20 protein-coding genes are annotated in these 18,663 nt (G+C 32.0%); 3 read left to right on the top strand and 17 right to left on the bottom strand.

Annotated elements, in window-relative coordinates; genetic code table 11:
• Positions 1-7: 7 nt before the first annotated feature.
• Genes fliJ through flgB form a run of 8 tightly spaced genes read right to left on the bottom strand, consistent with a single transcriptional unit; the run spans position 8 to position 6,517 of the window.
• Entirely contained in the window at positions 8-442 is a 435-nt protein-coding gene (fliJ, locus tag H9L18_RS07630) for a flagellar export protein FliJ (RefSeq protein WP_126793100.1), read from the bottom strand.
• A 30-nt stretch (positions 443-472) separates the two neighbouring features.
• On the bottom strand, positions 473-1,786 hold the full coding sequence (gene fliI, locus H9L18_RS07625) for a flagellar protein export ATPase FliI (protein WP_126793097.1): 1,314 nt from the start codon (positions 1,784-1,786) through the stop codon (positions 473-475).
• On the bottom strand, positions 1,779-2,630 hold the full coding sequence (locus tag H9L18_RS07620; protein ID WP_185847456.1) for a FliH/SctL family protein: 852 nt from the start codon (positions 2,628-2,630) through the stop codon (positions 1,779-1,781). The genes fliI and H9L18_RS07620 overlap by 8 nt, the downstream gene beginning before the upstream one ends.
• Complete coding sequence (fliG, locus tag H9L18_RS07615; protein WP_126793093.1) at positions 2,614-3,618, bottom strand: flagellar motor switch protein FliG; 1,005 nt, start codon at positions 3,616-3,618, stop codon at positions 2,614-2,616. The genes H9L18_RS07620 and fliG overlap by 17 nt, the downstream gene beginning before the upstream one ends.
• A gap of 8 nt (positions 3,619-3,626) precedes the next feature.
• Entirely contained in the window at positions 3,627-5,306 is a 1,680-nt protein-coding gene (gene fliF / locus H9L18_RS07610; RefSeq protein WP_126793091.1) for a flagellar basal-body MS-ring/collar protein FliF, read from the bottom strand.
• A gap of 31 nt (positions 5,307-5,337) precedes the next feature.
• On the bottom strand, positions 5,338-5,667 hold the full coding sequence (gene fliE, locus H9L18_RS07605) for a flagellar hook-basal body complex protein FliE (protein ID WP_126793089.1): 330 nt from the start codon (positions 5,665-5,667) through the stop codon (positions 5,338-5,340).
• 26 nt (positions 5,668-5,693) lie between these two features.
• Complete coding sequence (gene flgC / locus H9L18_RS07600) at positions 5,694-6,113, bottom strand: flagellar basal body rod protein FlgC (RefSeq protein WP_126793087.1); 420 nt, start codon at positions 6,111-6,113, stop codon at positions 5,694-5,696.
• A gap of 14 nt (positions 6,114-6,127) precedes the next feature.
• Positions 6,128-6,517, bottom strand: coding sequence for a flagellar basal body rod protein FlgB (gene flgB / locus H9L18_RS07595; protein ID WP_126793085.1), 390 nt, complete (start codon positions 6,515-6,517; stop codon positions 6,128-6,130).
• Positions 6,518-6,934: 417 nt separating this feature from the next.
• Between flgB and motA the strand changes: the two genes are divergently transcribed.
• Positions 6,935-7,702 (top strand): flagellar motor stator protein MotA, encoded by a 768-nt coding sequence (gene motA / locus H9L18_RS07590; protein ID WP_126793083.1) that lies wholly within the window; start codon positions 6,935-6,937, stop codon positions 7,700-7,702.
• A gap of 18 nt (positions 7,703-7,720) precedes the next feature.
• Positions 7,721-8,476: an OmpA/MotB family protein gene (locus tag H9L18_RS07585; RefSeq protein ID WP_126793081.1), complete on the top strand. Its 756-nt coding sequence runs from the start codon at positions 7,721-7,723 to the stop codon at positions 8,474-8,476.
• 44 nt (positions 8,477-8,520) lie between these two features.
• Here the strand turns inward: H9L18_RS07585 and H9L18_RS07580 are convergent, their stop codons facing one another.
• The 7 genes from H9L18_RS07580 to H9L18_RS07550 all read right to left on the bottom strand — a co-directional run bounded on the left by H9L18_RS07580 (position 8,521) and on the right by H9L18_RS07550 (position 15,601).
• A complete protein-coding gene (locus tag H9L18_RS07580; protein ID WP_086343077.1) occupies positions 8,521-8,796 on the bottom strand; it encodes an HU family DNA-binding protein in 276 nt (91 codons plus the stop codon).
• Positions 8,797-9,033: 237 nt separating this feature from the next.
• Positions 9,034-10,344: a ribosome biogenesis GTPase Der gene (gene der, locus H9L18_RS07575; RefSeq protein WP_126793079.1), complete on the bottom strand. Its 1,311-nt coding sequence runs from the start codon at positions 10,342-10,344 to the stop codon at positions 9,034-9,036.
• 122 nt (positions 10,345-10,466) lie between these two features.
• Positions 10,467-11,645 carry a 30S ribosomal protein S1 gene (gene rpsA / locus H9L18_RS07570; protein ID WP_126793076.1) on the bottom strand — a complete coding sequence of 393 codons (1,179 nt, stop codon included), beginning with the start codon at positions 11,643-11,645 and terminating at the stop codon, positions 10,467-10,469.
• Between the two features lie 100 nt (positions 11,646-11,745).
• Positions 11,746-12,417 carry a (d)CMP kinase gene (gene cmk / locus H9L18_RS07565; protein WP_126793074.1) on the bottom strand — a complete coding sequence of 224 codons (672 nt, stop codon included), beginning with the start codon at positions 12,415-12,417 and terminating at the stop codon, positions 11,746-11,748.
• A 56-nt stretch (positions 12,418-12,473) separates the two neighbouring features.
• Positions 12,474-13,109, bottom strand: a complete 636-nt coding sequence (locus H9L18_RS07560) for a LysM peptidoglycan-binding domain-containing protein (protein ID WP_126793071.1) — start codon at positions 13,107-13,109, stop codon at positions 12,474-12,476.
• A gap of 64 nt (positions 13,110-13,173) precedes the next feature.
• A complete protein-coding gene (locus H9L18_RS07555) occupies positions 13,174-14,607 on the bottom strand; it encodes a RecQ family ATP-dependent DNA helicase (RefSeq protein ID WP_126793069.1) in 1,434 nt (477 codons plus the stop codon).
• Positions 14,600-15,601, bottom strand: a complete 1,002-nt coding sequence (locus H9L18_RS07550; protein WP_185847455.1) for a YpbB family protein — start codon at positions 15,599-15,601, stop codon at positions 14,600-14,602. The genes H9L18_RS07555 and H9L18_RS07550 overlap by 8 nt, the downstream gene beginning before the upstream one ends.
• 77 nt (positions 15,602-15,678) lie before the next feature.
• On the opposite strand from H9L18_RS07550, the gene H9L18_RS07545 reads away from it, so the two are divergent.
• Positions 15,679-15,885, top strand: coding sequence for a ferredoxin (locus H9L18_RS07545; RefSeq protein WP_126793065.1), 207 nt, complete (start codon positions 15,679-15,681; stop codon positions 15,883-15,885).
• An 84-nt stretch (positions 15,886-15,969) separates the two neighbouring features.
• Here the strand turns inward: H9L18_RS07545 and H9L18_RS07540 are convergent, their stop codons facing one another.
• Complete coding sequence (locus H9L18_RS07540; RefSeq protein ID WP_126793063.1) at positions 15,970-17,805, bottom strand: acyltransferase family protein; 1,836 nt, start codon at positions 17,803-17,805, stop codon at positions 15,970-15,972.
• Positions 17,806-18,076: 271 nt separating this feature from the next.
• Positions 18,077-18,646, bottom strand: a complete 570-nt coding sequence (locus H9L18_RS07535; RefSeq protein WP_126793061.1) for an ECF transporter S component — start codon at positions 18,644-18,646, stop codon at positions 18,077-18,079.
• Positions 18,647-18,663: the final 17 nt, after the last annotated feature.

Here is an 18,663-nt window from a genome sequence, read left to right as displayed (position 1 = left end):
TTTGATTCTATAAAAATGAGTAACTAAATCTTAACGTTCCCATTTCATCTAATTCTTTTTGCTCTTCACTTTTTTCTTGTAGTAAGTAATTGTCATAATGTTTTTCTTTTAAACGTTCCATTATTTTGCGCTCTTTTTGAGCATCAACAAAAACCGACATTTTTTTACTTGTTTCATTACTATATTGATCGACAGTTGCTTGTTGCTTAACAATTTGATTATCCAAAAAGTTTTTGTAAACAAACTGCTGTCTCAATTTATTAATATTCGTCAAGCTTTCGGTTGATTCATTCATCGCTTGACTTGCTTCTTTGTATTCATTTAAAATTTCTTCTTGTTCTTTTTGAGCTTGTTGATAGATTAAAAAAGTTTTTTTAGCTTCTTCTTCTTGTAATTCACGCCAATTTAAAACGTTATCTAAAGAAAACTTGTATTTCTTCAATCATCTCACCCTTCCCTTACAATGCTTTAGTTACATAAACACCCGGTTCAATGATTCTACGGTTTCTGTATATGTTGACGGCTCATCAACATTTTGTTTCAAGAAACTTTTGATTTCTTCATTCAATTGGATAGCTTGGTCAACTTTGGGATTGGTACCTATTTTATAAGCACCAATATCAATTAAATCTTTCGCTTCGGCATAAGCAGCTAGATTTTCTTTAAGTAAACCAGCTTTTTTGTATTGCTCATTTGGAACGATACTTTTCATTAAACGACTTAAACTTTGTTGAATATCAATAGCAGGATAATGATTCTCTCCAGCTATTTTTCTAGATAAAATGACATGACCGTCTAAAATACCACGCACAGCATCAGCTATCGGTTCATTCATATCGTCCCCTTCGACTAGAACCGTGTAAAATGCAGTGATGGATCCTGTTTCAGACATCCCACTTCTTTCTAATAATTTTGGTAACATCGTAAATACTGATGGTGTATACCCTTTTGAAGTTGGTGGTTCTCCAGTTGCTAGACCAATTTCACGTTGTGCCATAGCAAACCTAGTGACTGAATCCATCATCAAGATAACTTTCTTCCCTTGATCTCTGTAATATTCAGCAATGGCTGTTGCTACAAAGGCACCTTTTAACCTAACTAATGGTGGTTGATCAGAAGTAGCACAGACAATAATTGATTTCTTATAACCTTCTGGCCCTAAATCATTTTCAATAAATTCAGTAACTTCTCGACCACGTTCTCCAATTAGACCAATAACAATAACATCAGCTTCACAATACCTTGCAATCATGCCAAGAAGCGTACTTTTACCTACACCACTACCGGCAAAAATTCCTAATCTTTGACCTTCACCAACTGTTAAAATACCATCAATGGCTTTAACACCAGTACTCATAACAGTTTCTATTCTTCTGCGTTTAAAAGGATCTGGTGATTCTCTATTAACAGAATATTTTTCACCACTAATTTCTTCATTGTTGGTTAAAACGCGACCTAATCCATCTAATGTTTGACCTAACAAATTATCGTTTATCTCAATTTCTAAAGCTGAACCTGTTGGCTTAACTAAGCAACCTGGCCCAATGCCATCTAATTCATCCAGAGGCATTAGAAGAACTGTTTTATTAACAAAACCAACAACTTCTGCCATTACCTGTCTATTAGATTTTAGTATTTCAATTTGACAAACTTCCCCTATAAAAACGTTTAAACCTTCAACTTTGATAATCAAACCAACGACTTGAGTTACTTTTCCATATTTCAGAAAGTAATTTTGGTTCGTTAATTTCTTTTTGATTTTTTCTAAAGGAATTAAATCAGTCATCGTCATTCTCCTTCATCAAATCTTTAACCATTGCATCCAGTTGTTTTTTTATTTGTAAGTCAATCACTTCATAGTTTGTTTCAATCACGCAACCGTTTGTTTCTAGAGCTTCATCTACTAGTACAGCAAATTTTAATCCAGCAAATTGCTCTTTCATTTTTTCCATGTAAAGATTTGTATTCTCCAAATTATCTTTGGTCACAAAAATGGTGATAAAATTATCTGCTTTTTCTACCTTATTTAAAACTGGTTGTAGTAAAAGTTTTAATTTATCTTCTGAAAGAGATAATTCCTGATTAATAATATTTTCTGCCATCAAAGCTGAGGCTTTAATAAAATCTTCTTGCTTTTCTTTTTGGTAGGCATTCATCGCTTCGTTTGTTTGTTCAATAATAGAAAGAGCATTTTGTTTCAATGACTCTGCCTCTTTAAGACCTGCATCAAATCCTGATTCTTTTCCAGATTCAAAACCGTCTAATTGACCTTCCTTTACACCAGCGAGATAGGCTTCTTGTTTAATTTGTTCGCCCTCTTCCAAGGATTTTTGTAGCACCTCTTCTTTTAAGCGTAACAACTCATGAAAAAATTTTTGCTTTTCTTTTTTTATCATTAATAAATAATCATCACGAGTTTTTTGAAGTGATTGATCAAACATCTCTTGTTTTCTCTTTTGAGATTGATAAAAATCGTGTTCTATCTGTTTCAAATCAGAAACAGATAGATCTTGATTCTCATGAGGTATCTCTTGTTTTTTCTTTTTCGGAATATGTGTTGTCTCGATTTTTTTTATATTTTTCTCTTCAACAACTTCTGCATTCTTGAAAAATTTACGAGATGACAGCATCTTGGTCACCTCTTCCGATGTAAATTTCTCCCTCCTCATCCAGTCTACGTATAACAGCTACAATATTTTGTTGTGCTTCTTCGACTGCTGATAAACGTGCAGGTCCTAAGAACTGTAGGTCCTCTTTCAGCATTTCAACAGAACGAGAACTTTGGTTACTGTAAATAAATTCTTTAATTCCTTCAGATGCACCTTTAAGCGCCAATACCAACACATCGTGATTGACATCTCGTAATACTTTTTGAACGTCTGATTTTTCCAAACCAACAATATCTTCGAAAGTAAATAAATTAGCTTTAATTTCTTCAGATAACTCAGGTTGACGTTTTTCTAAATCAGAAATAATATTCTTCTCAGTACTTCTACCAACTGAATTTAGAATCTCAACTAATGTATTAACACCACCGACATTCTCAGTATCATTTTCCACAAAATTAGAGAATTTATTCTCAATAACTTTTTCGATTTTTTCAATAATAATAGGAGATGTACTTGAAATAGTTCCAATTTTCTCTGCAATTTCTGCTTGTCTATTATCAGGAAAATGAGCTAAAACTTCTGCTGCTTTATCAGGTTGCATATAACATAAAATCAATGCAACTGTTTGCGGGTGTTCTCCTAGTAAAAGGTTAGTTAATTGTTGTGTATCTGCTTTTCGCGCGATATTAAAAGGTCTTTCTCTTAATTGAATTTGATTTAAAACACTAACAACTTCTTTTGCTTTTTGAGCACCCAGTGCTTTATTTAATAAATCAACAGCGTAGTCAATCCCACCATCAATAACATGTCTTCTAGCTGTCGACATTTGAACAAACTCTTCAATAACTAACTCTCGATCTTCTGGCTTAACATAATCAATGTTAGCAATTTCATAACTGACCTTTTGTATGTATTTTTCAGGTAGTAATTTCATAATTTGAGCAGACGTTTCAGATCCCAGTGAAATCAATAAAAGTGCTGCTTTTGTTGTTCCATCTACATTTTCCATTGATTCACCTACTTATCTTTCATCCAAACTTTAATTAATTCTGCTGCAAGATCAGGATTTTCTTTTGCATATCGTTTCGCTTGCACTTCACGCTCTAATATTTCTTGCGCTTTTTGTTTTTCTCTTTGTTCTAACTCATTAGCCAAATCATCTTGAATGATACGTTGATGATTTTCTTCAATATTTTTCACTACCTGATCAATCTCCTTGCTCACGGCTTTTTCTTTTGGCTCTGGCTTAATTGGAATGATTGGTTGTTGTTCTAATATTGGTTGAGCTTCTTCTTCAAAATCTTCTGTCACATCAAGATCCATTTCAAAATAGTCATCTGAGTTTTTATCTTTACTTCTTCTCTTAACGACTAGAATAATTAATGTTATAACTAATAATAAAATTCCTGCTAAAACGCCCCAAACAATTGGGCTAGTTAAGTATCGTTTAAAGAATGATTCATCTGATAACTCTTCAACTGGGTTAACTTGTTCGTCCTCAGCAAATTTAATAGCTTGAACGGAAACCTTATCGCCTCGTTCTCTTTCGTATCCGATTGCTGATTGTACAAGCTCTTCAATTTGTCTTGTTTCTTGATTAGAGATATTTTCTTTAATTAAAACTGAAGCAGTGACACGTTTAACAACTCCTGGTGCATTTAATATTTTGGTTGTTTCAGTGTCTAACTCATTATTTATCGTATGATTGTACGATTTAGTACCGTTTTCATTATTGCCAATAACATTAGCTACATTATCCTTAACCGTTCCATCATCAACTTGTTGTTGATTAATGGTATCTCCACCAGCCTGAATGACTTCACTTCTAACTTTTGGCTTATCATACTTAACGGTTGTCTTTTCAATTGAATCAAAATCTAAATCCACATTAACTGCTAAATTTAAAGCATCTTTTTCAAAAAGAGAACCAAGTAATGATTTTGTTTTTCCTTCAAGTTTTTCTTCTAAATCATCTTTTAATTTTTGGTATTTAGTTGTTAAATCACTAACACCTGACATTTTTTTATCGTCCAGAATATCAGATAATACATTTCCTTGCTCATCAACAATTTTAATATTTTTCTGAGGTAAATTTTCTACTGCGCCACTTGTTAAAGAGGCAATTCCTTTAACTGTTTCTTCACTAAGCGCTTGATCTTTTTGAAGTTTAAGAACGATAGAAGCTGTAGATTCTTTATTTTTTTCTTCAAAAATACTCTTATCAGGAGTCACAAGCATCACTTTAGCTTGCTTAACTGCTGATAATGATTCAATAGATCTTTGCAGCTCACCAACTACTGCTCTTTGATACATAATCTTTCTATCTTCATCTGTTGCCATCATATTTTTCTCATCAAAAATTTCAAAACCAGTTGATTTGTTAGGAAGCTTATTTTCAACAGCTAAATCAATTCTAACTTTATCGATTTGACTTGATTCAACTAAAACTTTACTTCCCTTTTCTTCAAGCTTGTACTTAATTTCATTCTCTTCTAAAACTTTCGTTATATTGCCAGACTCTTCATCAGTCAAATCTGAAAATAAAGTCGAGTAATCTGTTTTATTTAACATGTAAGTAGAGATAAGAATAACGATTATCACGCTCAGCAAAGCTAATGTAAAACTAATTTGTTTTAATCTGCTTAATTCTTTCCATTTGTCAGTAAGTTTATTTTTTAGCTCCTGAATTCTTTCCATGTTCTATAACCAATTCCCTTCACCATTTCCGTTAAAATTGCATGTTTTTAATATCGTTATAAGCTTCAATACACTTATTGCGAACTTGAACGGCACTTTGTAAAACAATTTGGGAAGTTGACATATCAATCATTGCGGAATGAATATTATCCAAGTCACCAGTAATTAGTTTGGGAACATTCTCATTGCTTTTAGATACAACTGTATCGACATTATCAATGGCTTCCGTCAACAAACTTGAAAACTCTTTACTATTATCGGAATTTTCTGAATTCTCTGTGTCTTTTGATGTTATTAATTCAGCCTTTAACTGTTTTTGATAATCTTTTATCAAATTGATATTTTCCGTAGAAACATTCATTACAAGTCCCTCCTTTTTCGACCTAATTAATCTTTAGATATTTCTAATGCTTTTTTCATCATATTTTTGCTAGATTCAAACGCTGATGCATTTGCTTCATAGGTTCTTACTGTATTCATCATATTTATCATTTCATCACTTAAGTTAACATTCGGGAGTTCCAAATAGCCATTTTCATCTGCGTCTGGATGCTCCGGTTGATAGATAATTCTAGTATCTTGATCTTCACGAATTTGTGTCGGCTTTACACCTGCACTTTTTGTTGGATCTGTCGCACTAGCTTTTTTTAAGCTCTCTTGAAACATTACTTCTTTTCGTTTGTACGGACCACCTTCTTCAGTCCGTGTTGTATTAACATTTGCTATATTAGTGGATATTGTATCTAGTTTGAGTCTCTCTAAAGAAAGACCACTTGTGTTAATGTTAAAAGAATCAAAAATACTCATGTGTCTCCTCCTTATTAATGATTAATAACATAATTTAACTGAGACAATTCATGATTAACTTGTCTAGTTAGAGCATTATAGTACAGCTCATTAACTGATTTTTCCGACATTTCTACATCTAAATCAACGTTATTCCCATTTTCTTTGACAGATGTATTCGTTTTACGATAAACCTCTGGTGTCAAATTTTCCTTTTGACCACTAATAGACAAATGATTGTCATTTGTTCTTGTTAGCTCTATTCCATCTGCAGATAAAGCATTCTTTAATTTTTCTTCAAATGAAACACGTTCTACTTTAAAACCTGGCGTATTAACATTAGCAACATTGTTAGATATTGCCTTTTGTCTCAAATCAGCAGCATTCATTGCCGTATTTAACAAATTCAAGTTATTAAACGTCATTACAATTTTCCCCTCCCTTGACAAATTGCGCTTGACTGTCTATTTACCAGTGTCGCATTTTAATAAAATAACTGAAAGATGATTCACTAACCTCGACACGGGATGAATTATATCTTAGAAAAAAATGTAATTCGAGTCAATTTTTGCGCATCGAAACGCAATTTTGAATATTTTTATTTTTTTTAATTGACATATTCTAAAAAAAACAAAAAAAACAAATTTTTGATCAAGTTAAGCAAACAAAATTAACCGAAAACTAAAACAAAAAAGTTTTCTCTCATCTAATTTTAATTTTGATAAGTATTAATTCCATGTTAACTTTATCCGATATATCTTATTGTGGTGTTTTTAATATTGTTTAAATATTTAAATGTAATCAAAACAACCTAAAAAATAAAGGGATTAGGGGAATCGGATATGGACATATTTTTAATTTTAGGAATTATTATGGGGTTTATTTCAGTTATCGTTGGGATGATTGTAAAGGGTGCTGATGCCATGGTTCTTTTAAACCCCGCTGCGGCAATTATTATTGGAGTCGGTACATTAGCTGCACTTGTTAATGCTTATCCAAAAAATGATATTAAACGATTGCCTAAAATTATCGGGGTTTTATTTAAGAGTAAGGAAAACACTAAGCCTGAAGATTTGGTTGAAACAATCATGTCCTTAGCTCAAAAAGCTAGACAAGAAGGAATTTTAGCTCTTGAATCAACAGTTGACAGCTTAGAAGACCCGTTTTTAAAAAATGGAATGGAAATGGTTGTTGATGGGGTTAATGCTGATCAAATTGAAGAAGTTTTATCAAACGAAATCGCTGCTCTTGAAGAAAGACATCGTGTTGGTTCAGCAATGTTTAAGACCGCTGGATCATCAGCTCCTACTCTGGGTGTTTTAGGTGCCGTAATTGGTTTGATTGGCGCGCTTGGTAATCTAAATGATGTTAATGCCTTAGGTCATATGATTTCTGCTGCCTTTGTGGCAACTCTTTATGGTATTTTCTTTGGTTATGTATTATTCATACCTTTTGGATCTAGATTAACTAGAAAGTCAGAAACTGAAGTTAAAAACATGATGATTACAGTTGAAGGCGTTTTAGCTATTCAAGCAGGTCACAATCCAAATACCATCGAACGTAAGCTTTTAGGAATGCTAGACCCTAACGAAAAATCTGGCAAAGAATAAATAAGGAAGTTGAGTTGATTGGGATTGAAGCGTAAAAAGAAACCTGAAGAACACGCAGACGAGGGTTGGCTACTTCCGTACTCTGATATGATGACATTACTTTTGGCTCTATTCATTGTTATGTTTGCTATGGCAAGTGCAAATGAAGGGAAAATTGATGAATTAAGTAACGAATTTAATGTCATTTTATCAGGACAAAGTGGTGGAGGTAATGGTGGTATCTTACCTGCACACCCTAAGCAATCTGTTCGTCATTCTAAATCTAAAAAAGATAAGGAAGACGAAAAAGAAGATGAAAACCTATCAAATGATGAACAGAAAATAAAAGCGGCTGGTGATTCAATTAAAGATGAACTAACAAAAGCCGGTCACAGCGAAGATATTGACGTAGATTTAGAACAAGATGGTTTAAGAATTGCCATTAAAAGTGGCCTTCTCTTTTCACCAGGAAGTTCAGACATCCCTTCTTCAGTTGAAGATATCGTTAAAAAAATAGCTGACTCATTAAAGGATTTGGATAACGATTTAATCATTGCTGGTTATACAGATAATATTCCAAATCAAACTGCACAATATGATTCAAACTGGGAGTTAAGTGCTGCTAGAGCAATATCTGTCATGGAATTCTTAGTGAAACATCATGGCATCAGTGAGAATCGTGTTTCTATTCAAGCATATGGTGAATTTAAACCTAAAGTTCCAAATAACAACGATGAGAACCGGGCAAAAAATAGACGTGTTGAAATTTTTATTATTAAAAAAGATGTTAAATAAAAAAAACAGTTCTGAAAATCAGAACTGTTTTTTTTATTTACTCATTATTTTACTGCATCTTTTAATGCTTTACCTGGTTTGAACGCAGGTACTTTGCTTGCAGCGATTTGGATTTCTTCTCCAGTTTGTGGGTTGCGTCCTTTACGGGCAGCTCTTTCACGTACTTCGAAGTTACCAAAACCGATTAATTGAACTTTTTCGCCTTCAGCTAAAAATTCTTGGATTGAAGCAAATACAGCGTCAACTGATGAAGTTGCGTCTTTTTTTGTTAATCCTGTTGCTTCTGCAACTTTTTCGATTAATTCTGCTTTGTTAGCCATGTTATAATTTCACCTCCTCGAAAAGGAAATTGATGTTTATCTTTGACATCATATTTTAGGCGATCATTTTTGAGTGGTCCAAAAATGATGTTTGGAAATATTTCAATTAATATTTCTTAAACAAAGATAACACAAGAAACAAGTGATAGCAATGTTTTTAAGCTTTTTTAATAACTTTTTTTCAATTAAATAGATAGATATTGAAATTGAAAACCAACTATGCTAAAATGCACTTTTTTATTTTCTACGTCTAGGAATCACTCGAATTGGAGTTCCTTCAAAGCCAAATGCCTTACGAATTTGATTTTCTAAAAATCTGGCATAAGAAAAATGCATTAACTCTTCTTCATTAACAAAAATGACAAATGCTGGTGGTTTCACTGCTACTTGAGTTGCATAGAATATTTTTAATCGTTTACCTTTATCAGTTGGTGTTGGATTAATTGCTACTGCATCCATAATGACATCATTTAAAACAGATGATGAAATTCTAAGGTTTTGATTTTGACTAACTGTTTCGATCATTTCAGGTAATGTATGTAGACGTTGTTTCGTTTTAGCAGAAACATAAGCAATTGGTGCATAATCTAGATACCTAAACTCTTTTCTAATATCCTCTTCAAAGTTCTTCATTGTATGGTTATCTTTTTCTAGAGTATCCCATTTATTAACAACAATGATAACCCCTTTACCAGCTTCGTGAGCAAATCCGGCAATTCGTTTGTCATATTCACGAATACCTTCTTCTGCATTCAAGACAACTAATACAACGTCAGAACGGTCAATGGCACGCATAGAACGCATAACACTGTATTTCTCTGTATTTTCATAGACCTTGCCTTTTTTTCTCATTCCGGCAGTATCTATCATCTCAAATTTTTGGCCTTCTGGAGAAACAAATGAAGTATCAATCGCATCTCTCGTTGTTCCAGCAATATCAGACACAATCACACGCTCTTCACCTAAAATAGCGTTTATCAATGAAGATTTTCCAACGTTTGGTCTTCCGATTAAACTAAAACGGATTGTATCATCTTCTTCTTGCTCAGGAACCATTTCAAAGTGCTCACACACCTTATCTAAAACGTCACCTAAGCCAATCCCATGACTTCCTGATACTGGAATGGGATCACCTAAACCTAATGAGTAAAATTCATAGATATCATTTCTCATTTCTGGATTATCTACCTTATTAACCGCTAGAATAACCGGTTTTTCACTCTTATAAAGAATACGGGCAACATAATCATCTGCATCTGTAATTCCTTCACGACCGCTAACAATAAGCAAAATAACGTCTGCTTCTTCAATCGCTATTTCTGCTTGATGTTTAATTTGATCCATGAATGGTTCGTCACTCATTTCGATACCACCTGTATCAATTACATTAAACTCTCTTCCTAGCCATTCTCCGTGGGCATAGATTCGATCTCTTGTTACTCCTGGTATATCTTCTACAATGGAAATTCTTTCTCCAGCAATTCGATTAAATAATGTGGATTTTCCAACGTTTGGTCTTCCAACTATTGCTAGTGTCGGGTTCGCCATCATGGCCACCTCCTATTTATTAACATAATACATTCTTATAAAGTTTAGCCGATAGTTCCTCACCATGCAAGTAAAAGCTGACAAAAAAAAGAAAAGTCAGAAAAAAATCTGACTTTTTCTTTCTAATCTTCTTTTAAGTCGTTTCCAATTACGTCGCCTAATGTAAATCCTGTTGATTCTTCTGGCATTTCATATGTTTCTTCAACGACTACTTCATCTTCTTCTTTTTCTTCTAACGCTTTGATACTTAAACCAATACGTTTGTTTTCTTCGCTAACATCTAAAACTTTCACTGTTACAACTTGACCTTCTTGTAAAGCTTCATGTGGTGTAGCGATATGTTTATGAGAAATTTGAGAAATATGAACTAATCCTTCTACTCCAGGTAATACTTCAACAAAAGCTCCAAATGAAGTTAAGCGATTAACAGTTCCTTCTAATATTGAATCGACTGCTGCTCTTTCTTCAATATTATCCCAAGGTCCAGGTAGTGTTTCTTTAATAGATAATGAGATTCTATCTTTTTCAGGATCAATGCTTAATACCTTAACTGTTACTTTATCTCCAACTGTTAAAGCATCTTCTGGCTTGTCTACATGACTGTATGAAATCTCAGACACATGAACTAATCCGTCCACACCACCTAAGTCAATAAAAGCTCCAAAGTTAGTTAAGCGAGCTACAGTTCCCTCAACAACATCACCAGCACCAATTTTTTCCATCAATTCTTTTTTAGCAGCTTCTTTTTCAACTTCAACAACTGCTCTGTGAGATAGAATTAAACGGTTTTCTGATGGTTCAATTTCAATAATTTTGTATGCTAAAGTTTTTCCCTTGTAATCTTCAAAGTCTGAAACAAAATGATCTTCAACCATTGATGCAGGAACAAATCCACGTACACCAGCATCAATAACTAGACCACCTTTGACAACATCTGTAACAGGTGCTTCGATAATTTCTCCTGCTTCAAAAGCTTTTTCGATATCTTCCCAAACTTTTTTAGCATCCACACGTCTTTTAGAAAGTAAATAACTTCCGTTTTCTTTATCTTTTCCGATTTCAGAAATAACTACTAGGTCAATTACATCACCAATATTAACAATATCAGTCACATTATCAACAGGAATAGTTGAAAGTTCTTTTAAAGGAATAACGCCTTCAACTCCTGCTCCGATAATTCCTACGATTGCTTGTTTATTATCGTCAACAGTAAGAACTTCACCTTTCACTAAATCTCCAACTTTTACTTCTTGTACACTAGCCATTGCATTTAACATTTCTTCGTTATTTTGCTCTGCCATTTTCCCATCCTCCTCGACAACAATTCTTCAACACATATTTATATATCTATTCTACCTAAAATAAAAACACTTTACTAGAGTAAAATGTTCTTTTTATACATTATATCGCGGTTTCCATTAACTTTTCTATTTTTAAGACAACCTCTTCAATATTTAATCCTGAAGTGTCCACTAAAATAGCATCTTCAGCTTGAACTAAAGGTGAATTTTTTCTTGTAGAATCATAATGATCTCTATCAGAAATTTCTTTTTTTAGGGCTTCAAAGTCAGTGTCGATTCCTTTTGAAATATTTTCCTTAAATCGACGTTCAGCTCTTTCTGTTACACTAGCTACAAGGAAGATTTTTAAGCTCGCATTTGGTAACACAACAGTTCCAATATCTCTACCATCCATTACGATACTATTTGACTCAGCGATTTTCTGTTGTCTCAAAACCATCTCTTCTCTAATACTTTTATAAGCAGAAACTTTTGATACAGAATTTGTTACATTATTATCTCTAATCAATAAGGTTACATCTCTATCATTTAAGAAAACATGTTGTCCATCAACTTGTTGATTAAATGAAATTACTAGTTGATTTAATAATGTTAATAAGTCTTTTTCTGAATCCATATTAGTATTATTTTCAATAGCTGCAAGAGTTAACGCTCTATACATTGCACCTGTATCGCAATAGATAAATCCATTTTTCTTAGCTAAAATTTTTGCTACTGTACTTTTCCCTGCTGAAGCAGGTCCATCAATTGCTACTTGAATATTTTTTTTCATTGTCTAACAAACACCTTTACCTTTATAAAATAAAAAGTCGCCAAAAGACGACTTTTTTATTTGATTCTAATTGGTTGCCCTGGTTGAACATTTTGTGAATCAATACCTGGATTCAATTGATATAATTCATCAACTGTCATTCCATTATCAGTAGCGATTTTCCAAAGACTTCTTGTTGAATCTCCTTCACCGTAGTTCACAGTTGTACCTGGTGCAGCTTGTTGTTGATTTTGATTAACATCGCCTGCTCCGTTATTTTGGTTTGCTTGATTATTTTGAGCTTCGTTTGGCGATACCTCAACATCTGCAAATGAACTACTTGATGATGTTGAAGAACTGCTTGATGTAGTACTACTTGTACTTGATGATGTTGAAGAACTACTTGTTTTTGTTTCAGATGTTTTTTTCTTTTCTTTTGAGCTACTTTCCACTACAACAGTAGTCGGTTTTGTTTCGCCCTTATTCATCTTATTATTCATATTTAAATATAAAATAGCAGATACAGGAACTAAAACAATTAAGAATAACAAGACAACTAATACAATAACATACCAGTTTTTGCCTTCTTCTTTTACTCTTCTGTCAGCTCTAGAGTCACCTTCGTCTTCAGTTTCAACTTGATCTTCATAGATTGGTTGATTCCACGGTTCTTGTTCGTTCAATTCATCTTTATCTTTATCTTTATTACTCACTTGTTGACCTCCTCAAAACTTCTGAATCTATTCTATCATATTACAACATAGAAATCTTTAAAATTTATATTAAAAAAAGTTTTTTTAATAACTCTTTAGAATTAAACGGTTCTTTTTTTAAAATTGTTCCATCTTTTTCTTCAAAATTTATTATTTTGTCTGGTGTACAATTGTCACAACAGATTTCCTGAGACACTTTTTCATAATGGTTGTTAAAGTAATTGATAATACTTTGTCTTCTACAACTTTTATTTTCAATGTAAAATCCCATTTTTTGAGTCTTCGTCCGCTTTTCAAACTGTTTACTATTCAAATTCTGTTCAAACTTTTCCCAATTCCAATTATTTTTTTCTAACATATTCAACCACTTTTTTTGAATATCTGTCAATGAATTATCATATTTTTTTAAATCTTCTTTTGTCTTTCCTTTTAAAAACAATAAATCTTTCTTTTGATGATAGCTTTCATCTTGTAAGTAATAATGAATTCGTTCATCGCCTTTTTGATACAAAATGATAGAAATACTCTGCTTACCATCTCTTCCTGCTCGGCCCGATTCTTGAACATAATTTTCCAAACTATCTGGAAGATGATAATGAATCACAAAACGAATATTTTCTTTATTAACTCCCATGCCAAAAGCACTCGTTGCACATAAAATTCTTATTTCATCATGGATAAACTGCTGTTGAATTTTTATTCTATCTGCTCCTGATAAATCGCCATGATAAAAAGCAACAGAGTAAGGTAGGATCTCATTCAAGAGCATTGCCACTCTCTCAGCTTCTTTTTTACTTGAAAAATAAATAATACCTGGACTATTTTTGGTTAGTAAAAATTGTTTCAAATATTCTACTTTATCTTCACATTCTTCTACTTGATAGTAAATATTTTCACGATTAACAGAATAAATAAACTCATTAAAATCTCGAGTGGCAAATAACTCTTGCTCGATATCTTTTTTGACCGTTTCAGTTGCAGTGGCGGTCAAAGCTAGTGTTAACGGTTGGTTTAATTGGTTTAAATTCTCTTTAAGCTGTAAATAACTTGGTCTAAAGTCATGCCCCCATTCAGAGATACAGTGCGCTTCATCAATAACAAACAAACTAATATTTAATCTCTTAAAAACGTTAAATACTTCTTCTTGATTAAGAGCTTCGGGACTAATAAAAATAAATTTAAATTCTTTCAAGTGAGCCAACACATATTTTTTTGTCGAAAAATCTAGTGTACTGTTGATAGCAATTACAGATTTTTCACCCATTTGCCTAAGTTGTGATACTTGATCTTCCATTAAAGAGATCAATGGAGACACAATCACTGTTTGACCTGACATTAGATAGCTCGGTAACTGATAACACAGTGATTTTCCCGTTCCTGTTGGAAGAACTGTAAATGTATCTGCACCTCTTAAAATTGAATCAATTGTTTCTTTTTGACCAATTTTAAATGAATCAAAGCCAAAATATTTTTTTAGCGCTTCTTTGGTATCAATCATTTAATTTCTCCTTTTCTACTAAATAGAATTGATAACACTTAAAGTCGTAGAAAGATAACTCAGCTTCGTACATACAAGCATCTTTAAATAACCACCGCCTGAAATCAGGTTGGCTTAATTTTAACTTTTCTAAAGCTGCTATAGTATTCTCATTAAATTTTGGTAGATTTGAAAGGCTTGGTTGCCTTAAGAAGCTTTCTATCAAATGATCTGTTACTGTGCTTTCTTTTAATCTCCTATATTGGCTAACCTGGCTGACTGATCCATATTGACGGTATAATTGATTTGATACCTGACTACTATCTGTTTTGACCAAAGATTTCTCAAGAGCTAACAATTCATGAAATATGGGATATTCTGTTAAATGTTCTTCTATCATTTGAATAAAATAATGAAGACAATTTTTGAATTCTAAATATGTATAAAAATAATCTTGTTCTTTCTCAATAGCAATTTGGTTAAGAGTGAGTCCAATATGATTATGACCTACCAATTGTCTCAAAAGAAGCACTTGTTTGTCTTCTGGAATAAAATCTAATATTTTTTCCCATTCTTTATAAAATTGACTAGGTAATGTTTCATTCTGGCTTTTTAGCCACTTTTTTAATTGCTGTTGTTTGAAAAGATTATTTTCAATAGGAATATACTTTCCTTCATGATAAGATTTTTCAGAAATTACTTGAGTCGCAAACATGATTTTTTCCCAGAAGGTCATGTCATATTTATAATATTCCATTTGATTTAATTGAGATAAAGTTGGAAAACTCTTCTCACCTAAAATTCTTACTCCTGTTTCAGATAATCCTAGAATACCTTTTTCCACTTCGATTAAACACTCTTTTTGAATTAACTTTTCTATTAAATTATAGTATGATTTTTCTTTTAATTTGGGTAATAAGTTAAAATAATTTAAATTGTCATAAAAATAGCCATATGTCAAAACAGAAGATGTTTTTTTTCCTTTTAACAAATGATATAATGTGGACATCCTCATAGGATAACCACTTTTGTAACAACTTAAAATAAATATTTCATAAAATGTCATATTGCACCTCAGTAAGGAGTTTTTTTATGCTATGTAAAATTATACCAAATAAATGTATTGCCTGTGGACTATGCCAAATAAAAGCCCCTAATATTTTTGATTATCATGATAACGGAATTGTTTTATTTGCTAAAACAGCCGAAGAAGCAATAACAATTCCTGATGATGTTCCAGAAGATATTTTAGAAGCTTACAAAGCTTGTCCAACACGAGCTATTATACTAGAAAAGTAAAAAATAAGGTACTCAAGGTTAATTAACCATCTCCAAAAATTAGATTTTTAGCCTAATTTTTGAAGATGACCTCATTGAGTTACCTTATTTTTTATTCATTACTTCATAAACATTTTTTCCGACTAAATTAGAAAATGCTGTTGCACCCTCAGGTGTTAAATGAAGCCCATCCACTTCAAACCACGTTGTTTTTCCTTCAGAATAAGATTTCCAATCAATTACATGAGCATTTTTATATCTTTTAGCTGTTTTATCTAGCTCATCATTCACAGCTTTTTGCCAAGACCTTTGAACCATTGTATTAACAAAAAAGACTGGCTTGCCTTCCAAGTTATTCATAATATTATCGATATCTTTCGAATCAAAACTACCATTAGTTCCTAAGACGACTAAAATAGCATCGCCTATTTTTTTGTCAGAAGCTGCTTTTTTAAAGACATCTTCACTATCAACTAATTGTCGACCGACTTCTGCATCAATAAAATTATCTGGGAAAACATCTTGAACTTCTGGTGCTGCACTTAATAATAAAGAATCACCTATAGCCGTTAATTTAATTTTCTTCAAGTATGTTGATTCATCATTTGTTAATGTATCGATTGCTACCTGATTACTAGTTTCTGTTGTTTCTTTTTCCTTTGATTCCGTTGTTGAAGAACTAGTTGTTTTCTCATTTTTATTTTCAATTATTTTTTTGTTTTGTTCCAATTTTTTTTGTAAAGCAACACTGGCTTCCGTTCTACCAGATGGTGCAATAATTAGTGAATAAGAAAATAACAGTAATAAAATAACCGTTCCAACAGCAGCAGTTTTCCCTTGTATGGTTTCAATTATTTTCAAAAAGTTCTCTTTACTAAATTTAATATCAAATACTAAAAATTGAACAACCCGATAAGTTATTTCTGATAGTAATAAAATAAGCGTTAATTGAATGATAAAATGAACCCAACTATGATCTCCATTAAACTTGATCATTTTTTCGTAAGAAATCATTACCGGAAATTGCCATAAATATATTTCATAGCTTCTTGTACCTATCCATTTAAAAAGAGGATTTGTTAAAAATTGGTTTGGTTTATCATAGGAAATGACTAAACCTAATAAAACCATACAAATCAAACTAAATAAAAACATACCACCACGATAAACAAATACAGAGCTATCTTTTAAATAAACAAAAGATAGGATAATCATTAAAAGGCTTATTCCCCAAGCTACTATCTGTATCTTCTCATCTATTTTCATTAACACTTCATCTTTTTCTCTTAAGAAAATCGCTAGATAAGCACCCATTAAAATAGAGAAAAGACGTGTATCTGTTCCATAATAAATTCGATTCACGTTATCTGGATGATAAAAGGCAAACATTAATACACCAGACAGGATCGTTAAACTTAAAATAACTTGACCTAATAATTTGAAATCATCTCTTTTAAAGACTAACAATGCTACTACAATGGGCCAAAGAATGTAAAATTGCCCCTCAATTGATAGTGACCAAAGATGAGTAAAGGCAGACTCATTTCCAAATCGGTCAAAATAAGAAGAACCGCTTAAAATCTGCCAAAAATTATTTACATTGAGTAAACTACTAACTACAATTTGCTTAAAATTTAACAATAAATCTTTTGAAACAAAAACAAAAGTACTTCCTGTTATAATTAACATCATAATTAATGAAGGGTAAATCCGCCTGGCTCTTTTATAGTAGAAATTTTTTAATCCAATTTTTTTTCGATTTTCCCATTGATTTAATAATATATCTGTCATTAAGTAACCAGAAATCACAAAAAACAAGGTTACTCCTAAATATCCTCCCGGCATATATCGGGGAATTAAATGATACAATATCACACCAACCACAGCAATTGAACGCAAACCATCGATTCCTGTGATATATTTTCTTTTTTGACTTGCCATTTTTCAAACCTCATTTGCTATACTCTATATGACATATATTAATTTATTTTTACAAACATTTCAAGGTTTGTAACAAAATTAATTATACTACCTTCTATTTAATCTCAAATTTATGAATTTTTTGTGATAATTTGCCATATTTTATGATAAATCGATTTTTATTATGACTTTTTTTTAAACAAAATGTTTTTTTTTTAACATAATAGAAACAATAGACATTCTCATTCCACAAAAAAAGAGGTTGACCATTTTGATCAACCTCTTTATTTATTTAAACAAAACTTTTCTTTTTTTGAATACTTGGTAATAATTTTTTATAAGTTACAAAGAAAACGGTGCTAACAGCTATTCCTTTAATGATATTAAAAGGTACAATACCAAAAAGAACCATCTCTGAAAGAGGAATACCAAAATCCATTCCTAAAACAGTCATATAAAGCGGTGTGATAACATAATAGTTAGCAACAGCCATAAAAGCTATTAAAAGAAAAGAACTAATTCCCATTCCGATAAATAAATTACGATTGGTATCACCTTTTTTAGCCATTCTATAAATCGGAAGCATAAAAATGACAGAGGCTAAAAAGCCAGTAATATTACCAATCAAACTTAGAATATCTCCACCTCGAAGCAAGAAATTTAACATCGATCTAATGAAAGCTATTAAAACACCTCCTACTGGACCAACAATGAAGCTACCTATTAATATAGGTAGATCACTAAAATCTAGTTTCAACCACGGTGATGTTGGTAAAATTGGAAATTCAAGTAAAATTAATAGATACGAGAATGACGCGAGTAATGCTGTGACCACCATTTTTTCTGTTTTGCTTTTTTTCATAAAAAAATCCTCCTATT

This window comes from Vagococcus carniphilus (assembly GCF_014397115.1).
Lineage (GTDB): Bacteria > Bacillota > Bacilli > Lactobacillales > Vagococcaceae > Vagococcus > Vagococcus carniphilus.
This window is presented reverse-complemented; position numbering and strand designations above follow the sequence as displayed.